Consider the following 14,498-nt stretch of genomic DNA (forward strand, 5'->3'; position numbering starts at 1 on the left):
ACTTATTGTACATCTTTTTAGATAACTTCATCCGCAAAGAAGTCGTCTCCGTCATCATAATAATCATAGTCACCGTGAATAATACTAGCTGCAGCTGCCTGGAATAATTCATCTGTGGAAGTAAAGGGTTGGGATTGTACCTTTTGCCCTTTACTGTGACGGCCTGATAGTTTAGGAGTTTCTCCATTGTTGCTGAGGAGAGGCATGGTCAAACGTTGCCTCCAGTCTATGATGTTGTTGAAGGCTGTACCAGCATCAACTGCTATTTCCTGGAGCTCTAGCTCACGGTGTGCACTTTCGACTGGAATATCCGCAAGAGTCATCGATGTATCAAACTCCTCTTGTAAAAACATGTACTTGTAAGGGAAGCTGTTCTTATCATGTGCGAAGATTGGATCCGTTGTGACCTTACGTCCAACATTATCCCGTCCTTTAACCCCACGTAAGATAACTGCTTCTCCCTCCTGAAGCTTGGCCAATTGTGTTGGTGTCAACAACTCTTGTTTTGGATTCTCGACAGCTACATTTGGATTGGCTTCGTCCAGGATATTGCTGGAGCGCCGTCTTCTGGTGATGGTACGTGTACCCAACTCCCCACTAAATCTCTTATTGGTATCTGGAGACGTCGTTTTGACGTAAACTTTCAATGAACAGTTATCCAGAATCGTTTGCGCAACATTTTCACCATAGACATTAACCAATTGTTCCAAGTTTTGAATCCAAAGATAATAGAGAATGTTTTGTCCCAATCCGATAGAAATTTTCGTATCCATGTGAGGAATAGCTGGAATGTTTGTAAACTCATCCAAGATATGGAGAATACGATTGATACATTTCCGCCCATTTGATAGGGCAAGGTCATAGTTGGCATTGTACAACTGATCCAAGAACAAAGAAACAATCCCATTATACTCTGTTCGGTTTGGTGGTGTTACCAGATAGACGACTCTTGGTTTATCGGAGTAAATCAGTTCAATATCCGACTCTTGGAGAAGATTTTGAGTGTCTTCTTTGCTCTTCAGAACCCTTACATCGATATGATCTAAAATCGGCTTCTTGGTATACTCATCTAGTTCTAAACTATCTCCATCTTTTCGATAGACTTTTTCAGCTGAGAATTGGAAGACCCGATCCCGAACTGGAGACTTACCATTTTTCTTATGATTAAAATCAATCGTAACCGTAAACTGATCTGGAAGTTTAGGTTCGATGGCATAAGTCAGATAGCCTTCTCCATCAATAAGAGCTGTCGCTTGCTTCACATAGTCGACTTGCTTTTCAACTTTGCCCCATTTCTTCAAGCCTGTAATGGTTACCCTAGCAGTCTTATGCTTGAACTCATTTTTTAATTGACTGTTGGTGCTTGATCTCAACTTAACAGACAATCGACGTGGGAAGGCAAAAGACTCTAAATCAATCGAGTTTTTGGAAGTGAGCTTCGCCACGTTGTCTTGCAAGAACAGGTTGATTCCTGTCATCATGCTAGAGTAGACATTTCCTTTAGTCTCATCACCACCAAAGTCTGAAGCACGAAATTCGATATCCGCCATTTGTCTAAATTTCGAGAATTGTTTTTGATTGACTTGTCTCAAATTATCAAAATAGACTGTGATTTTTGACTTCTTGGATACCTGTTGTTCTCGGCTTGGATTCTCAACGATTTCACCAGCACCATCTACAAAGACTTCTTCAGACCCCATTGTCGCCAAGAATTTCGCAACGTTAGGGATCGTAATGGTATCCCAGGCATCGTCTTCACCATTTTGATAAGTTTCATTAGCCCGATCCATCAAAGCCATTGTAAGAGCGTTAAACAAGGATATAGAAGACTTACGAAAATACTCCGCATTTCCCTTCTCACCACCTTTTTGTTTGGGAAAAATGGATTCTGCAACTGCATTGACATAGGTTTGCGTTTTCTCATAGTAACCTTTCTTGGCAGCTGCAATAGCTAGAGCCAAAGGATTGTAGGACATAGACCAATCCATATTTTGGAAAGAAAGCACATCAACTTCATAGCCACGTTGCCTCATCGTTTTGTAAGAGGCTTGGTAGTGTTCTCCTTTCGGGTCTGCCAGAACTAGCGATGGCTGCAACTCCGCACGACTGTTGATATCAATCGCTGTCGTGATCTGACCTTCCCCCTTACCTGAGCGAGTCATCCCAATCCCTAACAGATTCGTCGGCTTATCTTCAATGTAATAATATCCCGAAGGAAAAGATTGCATGCCCAAAATGCGCTCCGCATTGGTCACGTATCGACTGATTGTCTTATTTTGCCATAACATTTGCGTTCGGAGTGTTTGTCCTGCCAAATCATGAGTCAGTTCATGAAATACAGGAGCCCCACCTTCACCTGGATAAGTTAGAGCTTTATTGGGAATCTTTTTGTATTGACGACGAATTTCATCAACCGTCACAAAACGGTCATCCCCCTCCTCATTATGGTTGTAGTCACGAAACTGCTCAAAGTTGATCCAAGCAGATTTCCAAGCAAGGACTAGACCCATCAGAAAGAGAGGAAAAGCTAAAATCGGGGCAATCCAAAAGACTTTTACATTCAATAAACTTTGAAACAAGAGGCTGTTTAAGTCAAAGTTTACGGCCTTACTAGCATCTTTAAACGACCAAATACTAAAGTAGAGAAAGCGGATTGTAGCCCTCAAAACAGTAACCAGGTAATTGGTTAAGATAAAAGCAATAAAGCTAAAACCTAATCCCATATAGACGAAGCTACGATAACTTTTAAAATAAAGAATGGGTTTCATTTCTTTATCAAACCGTTTTCGTTCCTGTTTTACAAAGGGAATCATATAAACAATTCGAAAGAGAATATTCCAAAGAATGAGGGAGACAAGCGCAATGATTTTTGGAATCAATAACTTTACCCATTTGAACAGCCCTCTGGCTGATTGCTTCCATACCTGTTCCCAATCAATCGCTTTGCGACCTTTCCAACCTCTTTTAAAAATCTGCTGAAGAAAACTCTTGCTTTTTAGCAACCGCTGATACTGCCTTAAAAAATACGGCTGGAAGAGTTTGAATAGGTAATAACCTGCGACTCCTAAAAAAAGGAAGGTATTGAGCCAACTGGCTCGAATCACTTGGATAAGGGTATAAAACACTACTTCAAATAACTCAAACAAACTACTACCCCCTTACACCTTCCAAGAACCATTCCATTTTTCGAGTATAGAAGCTCGAAAAGAGAAATATGTGAAACTGTAGCCTTGGAGAGGCTTTCTCATAACGGTTAAAGTAACTTTCTAACCATTTCTCCCCATCCAACTGAAGAACATTCAATCGACTAGATCGACTTTGTTCTAAGTAATTGGTCACCTGAAGAGATTCTGCAATCAATTCATCAGACAGATAATTGTATTTTTGTCTTGCCATTGTTGCACTCCTTTCTTATTATCTCTTAATTCCCCTCTATTCTAAAGGATAATATCAAATTCTTTGTTAAAGGGACAAAAGATATTGTTATATCATAAGTTATATAACTTTTTATACAATAAATAAGCAACAAAAAAAGCATACAAGTGTTCTTGTATGCTTTCAATCCCTTTAGAATGGGGAATCCGCATCTATTGGTTCAGGATAGGATGTAGGAATAGAACTTGGTGTCGGCTGAGAAAAGCCTTGTTGTTCCTGCTTACGTCGGTTTGATGCTTCCCTATTTTCAAGGAAAGTGATTCCTCCTTGTTGACTTGGGGAAATAAACTGATACGTCCGACGTTGACCTTGTTCATCATTATATGGTCGTTGGATAATTTCTCCTTTTAAGAGGATTGGAGAGCCTTTAGATAAGCTCTGAGCCATCAATTCCGCTTGTTTCCCATAAACTTGCACATGGAAGAAACTAGGAATTGGTTTATTTGTATCATCAGTCATGCTAGAGTCACAAACAAACTCAAATTTAAAACTGACGTGACCGTTTTGAGTTCGACCTACTGCATCGCTTGGGATGAATGCAACACGTCCAGAAGCAATAAATTCTTGCATTTTTTCTCCTTTCAATAAAGACCACAAGAGAGTCTTTATTCAACTTGTGGTCATCATTTCATTTTAGTTCGTCAAATTAGTTTTCTTTCGACCTACGAAGGCCTGCAAGACTCAACAATCCCAAAATCATTCCCACAACTGGAAGCATGCTTGCTGCTGTTCCTGTATTTGGAAGTGATGGCTGCGGTTGTGGCTTGCCTGGTTCTTTAGGCTCTGGTTTTGGAGGTTCTGGAGTGCGGGTTGTTACCTTCGCAATCATTTCCTGTCCATTGACAATATTGACAAAAGTATTCTCAACTTCTCCAGCTGCAATACGCTCAACCTCGATGTAGAAGTCAGCATCAAAGGTACCTTTAACTCCTAGAGAGTTCAAGAAATCTTGATTGATAACATAAGACCATACCCCTGTTTTCTCGTTCCACTTAATAGTCACAAGTTTCTTGATAAACTCAGAATTTGTGCCTTGGTTGAACTCAAAGGTAAAGGCATAAGAGCTACCTTTGGCAATCTTATCACCTGCTTTGATAACCTTACCATCCTTAAGGATAACATCGTAAGGCAACGTTAGGTCTTTTTCTGCTGTGTATTCTGTACCCTTGATGACACCTTTCCAATTACCTGTATAACGGTCATGCTTCATATCGAGCTTATCCAAACCGTCATATTGGTACAACGTATGGTGTCTTTCTGGAACAGTTGCACCGTCAAGAAGGTACTGAATCAATTCACCCATTTGAACTTCTTTACCGTCAAGAACTTTCTGACCTGTTTTATCAAGCGCATGTTTTTCTGGGTGTTTTGGTTTAGGTGGTTCTGGTGTACGAGTAATAACCTTAGCGGTCATTTCTTGTTTATTGACAATATTGATGAAGGTATTCTCAATCTTATCACCAGTTTCAATACGCTCAACCTCGATGTAGAAGTCAGCATCAAATGTTCCTTTCACTCCTAGGGAGTTAAGGAAGTCTTGATTGATAACGTAAGACCATTGACCACCTTTGGCATCCCACTTAACAGTCACAAGTTTCTTGATGAACTCTGAATTGGTACCTTGGTTAAACTCAAATGTAAAGGCATAAGTGCTACCTTTGGCAATCTTATCCCCTGCTTTGATAACCTTACCATTTTTCAATGTCACGTCATAAGGCAACACAAGCTCTTTTTCTGCTGTATATTCTGTACCCTTGATGATACCTTTCCAATTACCAGTATAGCGATCATGCTTCGTATCGAGTTTATCCAAACCGTCATATTGGTACAACGTATCATGTTTTTCTGGAACAGTAACACCGTTAAGAAAATACTGGATATAGTCGCCTAATTGAACTTCTTTGCCATCAAGAACCTTTTTACCTGTTCTATCAAGCGCATGCTTTTCGGGTTTCACGTTAGGAACTTCAACTGTTACAAGATTTGACTGATAACTATTACCAAAATCGATCTGTTTAAAATCGTTCTTCACGATTTCCCCTGCTTTAACCAGAAGCTTAGCTGGAAGATCAATCGTCACGTTTTTATTTCGCTTCACGTAATTTTGGTAGAAACTCTGAGAGTTCTTCGGTGTCCAAAGATAGAACTCACCTTTAGGGTTCAAGTTTAATTCTTTCAGAATCTTATTGATTGCATCTGTACGTCCTTTGTCTGAAAGGACGTGATGCATCTCAAAGAGATCTTTCACATCTTGTCCTGCAGCAGTCATCTTGATCTTGCTGTGGTCAACTGTGAAGGCATTGTCTTGAACATCATCCAGGATAGCAAACTTCTTACCAATCGCTTGTGTTGAAGCAAGTGTTTTGGTGTAAGGGCTGTAATCTGTCATCAATCGGAAAGTCACGTTGCGATCAAATGTTGTCGCCCCGTTTATATTCTTACCAGAACGATCCAGGACAGCTTTGACTGGTTTTGGTGGTTTCGGTGTGTAGTTCGTAACAGGGTTTGAGAAAACTTCATAGTCGTTTACTAAAACCTTGTAGGTATTATCGTAAAATCCTTTATCATAGATTGGCTTCCAGGTAATCACTGGAGCTTCTAGGCGTTTTCCTTGATAGGTAGCAGTAAAGGTATATGTGTTCTTTCCTGCATTATATGAAACAGTCCATCCTGCTTTCTCTGCCGCTGCTTTTGTGACAGCTACATCAGGAACTGCTCCAGCTTCGAGTGGATCAATGATGGTAATCTTGTCCCCTTTTTTCAGGTTCGCATAGATATTGTCATGGGTCAATGTATAAAGCTGAGTAGCGTTTTTAGCTACCGTTTTACCATCTGTGTTGGTCTTATCTGTGTCTGCTACAGATTTTCTGACAACTGGCTTATACTGCAATTTGTAGCCGTGGTAGCTTGCAGATAATTTCTGATTTTTGGTTTCAGAAAGAGTTTTAAGCGCCAAGGTTGGCTTGGCTGGATTTTTCGCTTTGACCAATTCAGCTGATACAGGGTCAGTTTTGACAGGTTTCACAGTTGTTTTTACGATAGTTGCCGTAGTTGGAACTTCAACAACTGGTGCTACAACCTTCGTATTCAAAGCAAACCAGTAAGTTTGACCATTTGACTCTGCAGGGCCGTCCCATTGGATAAATTCGGTTGTAAAGGTTGTTCCTTGTTTGAACACACCTAATGCTGCTCCCTTGTACTGATACGCTGAGGATGAAGTATCCCAAAGATGACCTACCTCTTCCTCACGGTTATAGTCTTCTGCATAAACATATCCATAATCCTTGTTTTGAGTAACAGTTGAGCCATTGATTTCAACATGGGTACCATTGATAGCTTTTGCACCTTCCCAACCGATAGGATTGTGGTTCAGAGACGAGTAAGTTAAGGCTGCAGGTGTCTTTTCAGAAGCCTTGAAAGCTACTTCTTTGCCGTCCTCATTGTAGTAGTAAGTATCTGTAACCAGGAAATTCATGTAGTCCGCAGCTCCACCTGTTCCATCGTTACGAGCTACTACGAATCCTTCTGTTGGATCATTCAAGACATAGACATCATTCAATCCTGTCTTCCCTTGATTAAGAAGCTCGAATTTTCGATGGATACGAGAAATATCATGCTTTTTACCATCTGCAGTTGAAACAGTCAAACCTTTCAGATTAGTGTAGTCAATTTCTGTTTTCCATCCATTGCCCACATCTTTGTATTTCAAGACTTTAGTCGAGTCAAGAACACGAGTATAGCCTGATGTTCCATTTGATGAAGCGATGTAATCTTTAGTAGTTACCTGCGCTCCTGAAGCAGAGGACTCTACTGTTGCTTCAGGATTAGCTGTTGCAAGACTTAGAGCCTGTAAGACAACCTCTTTTGTGAACCCTTCCGTACTTGTTTTAGATTGAAGTTCATTGTATTTCTTCTGCCATTCAGCCTGGGTCTGCTTAGCTTTATCAAAGGCCGTTTGGTTTTGTTTGGCAATTTTGTTGGCTTCATCTACTGAAGAAACTTCCTGTGTTTTAGAAGTTAAAAGTACACCAGAATTTTTCAAATCCGCTGACTTACGATCAGCATCTTGATTGACTTGATCACTAGCATTCTTCTTCTCTGTGTAGGCAGCCATCAGGGCTTTGTTAAGCTCCACTTTGCCTTTTGCAGTCGCAATAGCCTGGTCATTTTGTTTCTTCAATGCTTCTACTTCTGCGACTGAAGAGACCGTACGTGTAACGACTTTAACGTCAACCTTTTCTTTCTTCAGCTGTTCAGATGCGCTTTCTACCGCTTTGTTTAGAGCAGTAGCTTGTTCAACAGTAGCATCATAGTTAGATTTTTCACCCAGGTATTTTGTTACTGCTTGTTGGTTATCTGACAAGACCTGTTTAGCTGTTTGAATAGCTTTCTTGTTTTGGTCTGCTGAACCATCTGTGGCAGTCGAACCGTCATTCGTCACTGTGACAGTTGTTGCTCCTTCATGCTTGGCTTTTTCATCCGCTACAAATTGATTGTTAGCGTGAATAGCTTCTTGCGCCTCCTGGAAGGCTTCATTGTTTTTGACTTGTTTTGTAGTCGTTTCTTCCAGTTCCTTGACTTGCTTGTCCTGATCTTGTTTAATCTCAGACTTAGACTGTTCAAGTTTTGGAGCAGTGGTATCTGTTCCCTTATCAATGCTTGATGTTTCAGATACAACTACTCCAGCTTTTTTGGCATTGTCAGCAGCCTTTGTGACTGCTCCATTATCAATCGCTACAGACTGGCTTCCTGTTGTTTTGCCAGCTTGTTTAGCGTATGCGTTGTTGTCGTTTTTAGTTTCAGGCTGTACTGCTTCATCCGCCAATACAGAACCTGCAGAGAAGGCTACAATACCTGCAACTGCAATTCCTGATACTAAGCCTTTAGCCCATTTTTTCTTACGGAAATATCCGTGTCCTTGTGTTTTTTCTGTCATTTAATTGTTTCCCTTTCCATTTCACCTTAAAACATTTTCTTCTTGTAGACGTAGCTGACTGCCGTCAACAACATAGCCCCAATAGCACCCAGAATGCTTTCTGCCGTTCCTGTATTTGGAAGAGTTTTGAGCTTCCCATCTTTGTCAGTAACAGAGATAGTCTTATCTTCGTTAACTGTTCCACCGACCTCTTCAGGAGCTACTACAGAGCCATCTGAAAGGACTACGTTTCCGCTTTGAGTGCTAACAATTGAAGCTCCTGTATTCGTTTCAACTGGTTCTTTTGTTACATCATGCACCACTTGACCTGTTGAAGTTGAAGTAGTTCCAATTTGTGATTTTCCTTGCTCATTGGCCTCATCTGTTGTTTTTGGCTTTTCAGCTGGGACTCCATCAAGGCTACCTGCGTTATCCTTGTCCTGTGGCTTGTCTGAAGGTGCTGGTTTATCAGCTGGCACTCCGTCAAGGCTTCCTGCGTTGTCTTTGTCTTGTGGTTTATCTGATGGTGTTGGAACACCATCGAGGCTACCTGCATTATCCTTGTCCTGTGGCTTGTCTGAAGGTGCTGGTTTATCAGCTGGCACTCCGTCAAGGCTTCCTGCGTTATCCTTGTCTGAGGGAGTTGTTGGATCAACTGGAGTAACTGAAGGCTCTGTTGGCTGAACTGCTGGAGCCTCTGTTTCTGTTGAAGCGCTAGGTACTGTTGGCGTAACTACTTCTGTTGTTGGAGCTGAAGAATCAATTGGTGCAAGTTCGTCTGCTGATACATAACCAGCTTGTGCAAGTGCGATAGTTGAAAGTGCTAGTGTAGCTAATACTTGTTTCTTGTTCATTTTGATTTTTCCTTTTCTAATTTTTAAGATAATTTGATTCTTTTGGTTCTGTTTCTACAACAAATCCATATTTTGAAGAATCAGAAGCTTTTACATCAAAAGTTAATCTAACGCTAGATGATTTATCCCCTCTTTTGACAGACAGGATATAGGAAACCGTATATCTTTGAGTTTCTGAATCATAATTCAATTTCTCTAAAATAACGGACTGTAAAATTCCTTCTTTCGGTTTGGTAAATTTTGCATCACCTTCAGAAAGAAAATCTACTAGGTTTTCTTTTTTGCCCGAGTAATAAGAAGGTAAGAAATAACGGCTAAATACATCAACTTCATTTTTCGTTGAAATGATAAGTTGAGTATTTTTTTGTTCCTGGTATAAGAAATTTACTTTTTCGGACTGGCTTGATAGTTGAGCGAAAGCAAAAAATACGCAAATGATATTTATTACTAACAACACTCCCAAACCACCTAAAAATAGATAAATTTTCTTCAGGGAAACTGACTGCTTTTGAGCAATAGGAGGGGCAACAGTTATTTGACCTCCTGCTTTTAGATCATGTGATGGACGATTTGGTTGTGAAACAGCCTCTGTCTCACCTTCAGCTGGAAAAAGCGGAAGAGAAGAATCGGATAATCCCAAACTTTGTTTATATACAGGATAAATCTGGTTCTCAAAATACTCCCTTTTTTCTTGATAGCTATAATTCGCAAATTCAGAGCGAGTAAGTATCGCTTGAATGAGAGGGAGCAAGAGGTTTTCATAGTCTTCAGTAATGAGGAATGGACTAGCATAAACCTCACCTTCTGTCACCACGCTTTTTCCTTCCAGATGGGCAATTGCTACTTTTTTCAGCTGAAACCGTCCATACACCTGTTTCAACTCTCTAAATAACAACTCGGCTTGTTGAAATGTTAGGTAGGGCAAACTTTTTGCAATCGGCTGAGAAAAATCAGAAAGATGATCCAATCCCTCGATAATATCAAGCAACTCAATATCATCCTCTGGACCTCTTCCATCTTCCCAGGTGATTTCTAGAAATAAGTCATCTGCAATCGTACAGCGACCTTTATTAAAGAGCGCAAAAGCCATATATCACCACCCCTTAATTTTTCACAAAATCAAAAATCCATTCAATGATACTTGGACCTGCAGAAACACCAATAATTGCAATTGCAATTGAAATCCAATTTTTTTTCATTGAGGCTTTTAACTCTCGTCCACCAAACGCATAAATGAGCGAAGTGACAACGGCAGCTAGACCAAATAGCGCAACACTGACTAGCTGAACTTTTGTAATTCCTTGTTTCGCCAAGTTATCCGACTTAGCAAATGGATCGTCCGCATAGACTGTAGATCCTGTTAGAAACAGGGAAAGGCTCAATAAAAACATCTGTGATTTTGTTTTTACTTGCTGAAGTTGTCTTGTCAAATAATTTTTCATAGAAATCCTCCTTTGTTTTTTTGACAACGTTAGTATAATAGATAATTGAAAAAAATTTTTTAAAGGGACAATCATTTTTTTTAAGGTGAATTTTAAGAAAATAATGCTTCACCAAATGACGTCTTTTCAGTTTCAACATCGAATAATATTTTTCTTTTATCTTCACGGTGATGCTCATCTGGTGCATCACCTTCTACCCAAAGATGAAAATGATACTCTTGATTGTGATCAGATAAGTTCAGAAACTCTTTAGAAATTAAAGGGAGAACTTTATGTTTAATCACTCTTTCCAGTGGCCGTGCCCCATCCTTTATATTGGTTCCTACATCCAATAAATAAGTAACCAAACTTTCTTCATAAGAGAGAGTCAACTGTTGATTCTTCATTCTTTCTTGAATTTCTGATAGTTGTTTGACAATAATTTCCTTATTCACTTTCTCGTCTAACATGTTGAAAATCAATTTATATTCAATTCGATTGAGAAATTCTGGTCGGAATTTAGTTTCCAACTCCAACGTCATGCTCTTTTCAAACTGAACTTTATCCCTATCTGTTAGTTTTTTAAAATTCCCTTTCAATTCATATTGCTTAATAATTTTTTCAGAACCAATATTCGTAGTAATAATGACGATCGTATTCTTAAAGCTCACTTGCCTTCCAGTTGAATCAGTCAAGCGCCCTGCATCAAGCACCTGCAAAAATAAATCTACAACTTCTGAATGTGCTTTCTCCACTTCGTCGATCAGAATAACGCTATAAGGTTTTTGTTTAACCTTCTCAGTCAATTGTCCTTTCGTTCTAGTTTGACGATCGCCAATCAGCTTTGTGATATCTCCCTTTTGTTTATACTCAGACATATCAAAGCGAATGATTGCCTCTTCATCATCAAACATTCCCTCTGCTAGTGCCAAAGCAAGCTCTGTTTTACCAACCCCAGAAGTTCCTAGAAACATAAAGGAGGATAGGGGCTTTCTTTGATCCTGTAAACCAGCTTGTGCAACAGTTATAGCATCCACAACAGCCTCTACAGCCTCATCTTGGCCTTTAACACGTCGTGATAGCTTTTCTTTTAAACCGTCAAGTCTTTCCTTGTCACCTTTCAAAATCGTCGTAACAGGAATACCTGTTTTATTTTTCAGCACCTCTGCAATTTCTTGCTTTCCGACATGAACCAATCCATTTGTAGAACAAATAGTCGCTGCTTCATCTATCAAGTCAAAGGCTTTATCAGGTAAAAATTGATCAGGTATGTAGCGAACAGATAGAAGTACAGCTTGTTTTACAGCTTCAGAGCTAATAGACACCTGGTGAAAGTTTTCATAAATAGTTTTAGCTTGTTCAAGAATTTCAATCGCTTGAGTAGTTGTAGGTTCAGAAACCATAATTGGCTGCATCCTTCGCTCAAGCGCTCGATCCATTTCGATATATTCATGAAATTCATCCAATGTAGTTGCGCCAATCAATTGCATCTCACCACGTGACAAAACTGGTTTAATAATATTTCCAGCATCCAAAGCGCCCTTATCTGAACCACCAGCACCAACAATAGTATGAAATTCATCAATAAAGAGAAGATTCTCTCCTTTGGTCTCGACCATCTCCTCAATAATTTTTTTAAACTTAACAATAAACCCTCCATCCTCATCTGACATTAAACTAGATAGTTCCAGAGATCGCACGGTCAAGTTTTTTAATTTGGGAGATACCTGGTTTCTTAAAATGGCTAAAGCAAATCCTTCAACAATAGCTGTTTTTCCAACCCCAGCTTCTCCTACCAAAATAGGATTATTCTTAGTTCGTCTGAGAAGAGTGGTCTGAACAGCTTCTACTTCTTTATCACGTCCGTACACCTGATAATCTTCTGCTTTTTTTGAAACTTTTTCTGTCAAATTATCTGTATAACGATCTAAATAGGGGGTTTTTTTCTTTTCTTCAGTAGTCACACTTAATCACCTCTCTCTTTTACTTCTTTGATTTGAAGAGTAAGCTTATCTTTTATCGCATCCACAAATTCTCGTGGATTGATTGTCCCTTCTCCTATCTGAGATAGAAACATTTCCCAGCCTCCTGTTGTCTCTGGATCAGAAAACTCATTGTCATAGAGATAATTGATCAGTAAATAGGCCTTGTTGGTAGGAGTTAGTTGACCTGTTTTTTTATCTTTAACAACATAGCCCTTGCTCTGAATTTTTTTAATGATTTCTCCTCTAGTGGCTTGGGTTCCCAAGCCATATTTAGGAAATATTTGGCCAATTAATTGGCTTTCAGTTAATCGTTTAGGTGGTTTTGTTTCACCCCCTACAATCTGAACCTGCGTATCAACTTTATCTCCCACTTTATAATCAGGAACTTCAACAGGACCTCGTACCTTTCGTGAACTCCATTCAGCCCATCCTAATTTATGAAGCGTTCTACCCTTTGTTTTAAAAACAAGACCATTATTCTTTACTTCAATAGTCTTGGTTGAATAATAACAATCATCCGCAAACATCAAGATCGCCTGCTTCACAACTGCTTCATAAATCAGTCGTTGATCAGTTTTTAAATTTGAAAGGTTTGGAATTCTTTCAGTCGGAATCAAGGCTGAGTGGCTCGTGCCAGAAACTTTTTCATCATTAACATAATTTTCTCTAGGATCCAAAAACGCTGGCTGAAAATGACAATTAATAGCTTTTTGATAGGCAGATAGATTTTCTTTTAAATCGTCAAATTCAAAATGATTGATGTATTCTGAGTCTGGTCGTGGATAGGAGAGAAAACCTTCCAAATACAGTCCCTCAACAATGCTCTCTGTTTTACTTGAGTCAAATTTCCAGGCGCTTGCTGCAAAACTTTGTAATTCAGACAAGGTAAATAGTTGTGGAGCTGATTTCTGATGTTTTTCTACCTCAACTGAAGAAACAACAGAGGTAGTTGATAATCCCCTTGAAGAGGCTAAAATAGCTTCACTATCTTTAGTTTTATCTTTGGTCGTAAAGAACACCCCATTTTTATTATCCTCCAGCTGAAGCTTCCAATATTTTTCTGGGGTAAAGTTGCGGATTGCTAAATCATTTTCACAAACTAGTCTGACCGCTGGTGTTTGAACTCGGCCAACCGATAGGTGGCTACCTTTTGTTCGAGGGAGTTGTCCTCTTGCTTGAAGATCAAGAGTTGCAAGAGGTGATAAGTTCATTCCTACCAACCAATCACTTTGTGCACGTGCTTCAGCTTCCAAATAGTAATTATAGGTTTCTGAAGGTTCCTTCAATTCCTGAAAAGCTTTTTGAAGAGCTTTCTTTGTCATGGAGCTTGCCCAAAGACGTTTCCAAATTTTCTCCTTCCCCCCTGGTATGTGCGATAAAATAGAGTACGCAATCCGCTCTCCTTCTCTATCAGCATCCGTCCCAATAATCACTTGATCTGCTGTTACCACTTCATCATAGATTCTCTTAAATTTTTCTCTTGAATCCTTGTCCTCTTTCAGATGTTGCTTAAATGAAACGTTTGTAAGAGGTAATTTATCAAGCGACCAATTGTCTGGTTCACTATATTCAAATAGGTGCCCTTCAGCAGCCACCACATGTACTTCAGCTGGGAAATAGGGTGAATGCCTAATGACATAGACACCTTTCTTTTTACTAAATTGTCCCAAAGCTGTAGCGTAAGCTTCTGCCTGTTTCTCTTTTTCAGCCAGAATAACTATAACCATATCATTCTCCTTCTACTTCATTTTCTGTCATTGTAAGCCATAATTAAAAAATCTTTTGTAAAGGGACATCAACAAAAAATAGAGTGAGTTGGTATCAAAAAACAGTACATAAAGTTATATAACTTTATACACAAAAAAGAGGCTCTTAAAGAGCACTCTTT

9 protein-coding genes are annotated in these 14,498 nt (G+C 39.4%); all 9 read right to left on the minus strand.

Annotation, left to right across the window (positions count from 1 at the left end):
• Positions 1 to 17: 17 nt before the first annotated feature.
• Positions 18 to 3,146 carry a VirD4-like conjugal transfer protein, CD1115 family gene (locus HMPREF9188_RS09490; protein ID WP_009730729.1) on the minus strand — a complete coding sequence of 1,043 codons (3,129 nt, stop codon included), beginning with the start codon at positions 3,144 to 3,146 and terminating at the stop codon, positions 18 to 20.
• 4 nt (positions 3,147 to 3,150) lie between these two features.
• Entirely contained in the window at positions 3,151 to 3,396 is a 246-nt protein-coding gene (locus tag HMPREF9188_RS09495; protein ID WP_009730730.1) for a hypothetical protein, read from the minus strand.
• 171 nt (positions 3,397 to 3,567) lie between these two features.
• A complete protein-coding gene (locus HMPREF9188_RS09500) occupies positions 3,568 to 4,005 on the minus strand; it encodes a single-stranded DNA-binding protein (RefSeq protein WP_009730731.1) in 438 nt (145 codons plus the stop codon).
• Positions 4,006 to 4,081: 76 nt separating this feature from the next.
• Positions 4,082 to 8,371 carry an SspB-related isopeptide-forming adhesin gene (locus tag HMPREF9188_RS09505; protein ID WP_009730732.1) on the minus strand — a complete coding sequence of 1,430 codons (4,290 nt, stop codon included), beginning with the start codon at positions 8,369 to 8,371 and terminating at the stop codon, positions 4,082 to 4,084.
• Between the two features lie 26 nt (positions 8,372 to 8,397).
• The gene (locus HMPREF9188_RS09510; RefSeq protein WP_009730733.1) at positions 8,398 to 9,204 is read right to left on the minus strand and encodes an LPXTG cell wall anchor domain-containing protein; all 807 of its coding nucleotides are present in this window, start codon (positions 9,202 to 9,204) and stop codon (positions 8,398 to 8,400) included.
• Between the two features lie 16 nt (positions 9,205 to 9,220).
• A complete protein-coding gene (locus tag HMPREF9188_RS09515) occupies positions 9,221 to 10,294 on the minus strand; it encodes a hypothetical protein (RefSeq protein WP_009730734.1) in 1,074 nt (357 codons plus the stop codon).
• A gap of 13 nt (positions 10,295 to 10,307) precedes the next feature.
• Positions 10,308 to 10,646 (minus strand): hypothetical protein, encoded by a 339-nt coding sequence (locus tag HMPREF9188_RS09520; protein WP_009730735.1) that lies wholly within the window; start codon positions 10,644 to 10,646, stop codon positions 10,308 to 10,310.
• 92 nt (positions 10,647 to 10,738) lie between these two features.
• The gene (locus HMPREF9188_RS09525) at positions 10,739 to 12,589 is read right to left on the minus strand and encodes an AAA family ATPase (protein WP_009730736.1); all 1,851 of its coding nucleotides are present in this window, start codon (positions 12,587 to 12,589) and stop codon (positions 10,739 to 10,741) included.
• A 2-nt stretch (positions 12,590 to 12,591) separates the two neighbouring features.
• On the minus strand, positions 12,592 to 14,337 hold the full coding sequence (locus HMPREF9188_RS09530; protein WP_009730737.1) for a type IA DNA topoisomerase: 1,746 nt from the start codon (positions 14,335 to 14,337) through the stop codon (positions 12,592 to 12,594).
• Between the last annotated feature and the right edge of the window lie 161 nt (positions 14,338 to 14,498).

The organism is Streptococcus sp. F0441 (genome assembly GCF_000314775.2).
Classification (GTDB): domain Bacteria; phylum Bacillota; class Bacilli; order Lactobacillales; family Streptococcaceae; genus Streptococcus.

Coding starts and splice junctions, on each gene's coding strand:
- HMPREF9188_RS09530 (WP_009730737.1), bottom strand. CDS start 14,337: ATGGTTATAGTTATTCTGGCTGAAAAAGAGAAACAGGCAGAAGCTTAC.
- HMPREF9188_RS09505 (WP_009730732.1), bottom strand. CDS start 8,371: ATGACAGAAAAAACACAAGGACACGGATATTTCCGTAAGAAAAAATGG.
- HMPREF9188_RS09495 (WP_009730730.1), bottom strand. CDS start 3,396: ATGGCAAGACAAAAATACAATTATCTGTCTGATGAATTGATTGCAGAA.
- HMPREF9188_RS09500 (WP_009730731.1), bottom strand. CDS start 4,005: ATGCAAGAATTTATTGCTTCTGGACGTGTTGCATTCATCCCAAGCGAT.
- HMPREF9188_RS09515 (WP_009730734.1), bottom strand. CDS start 10,294: ATGGCTTTTGCGCTCTTTAATAAAGGTCGCTGTACGATTGCAGATGAC.
- HMPREF9188_RS09520 (WP_009730735.1), bottom strand. CDS start 10,646: ATGAAAAATTATTTGACAAGACAACTTCAGCAAGTAAAAACAAAATCA.
- HMPREF9188_RS09510 (WP_009730733.1), bottom strand. CDS start 9,204: ATGAACAAGAAACAAGTATTAGCTACACTAGCACTTTCAACTATCGCA.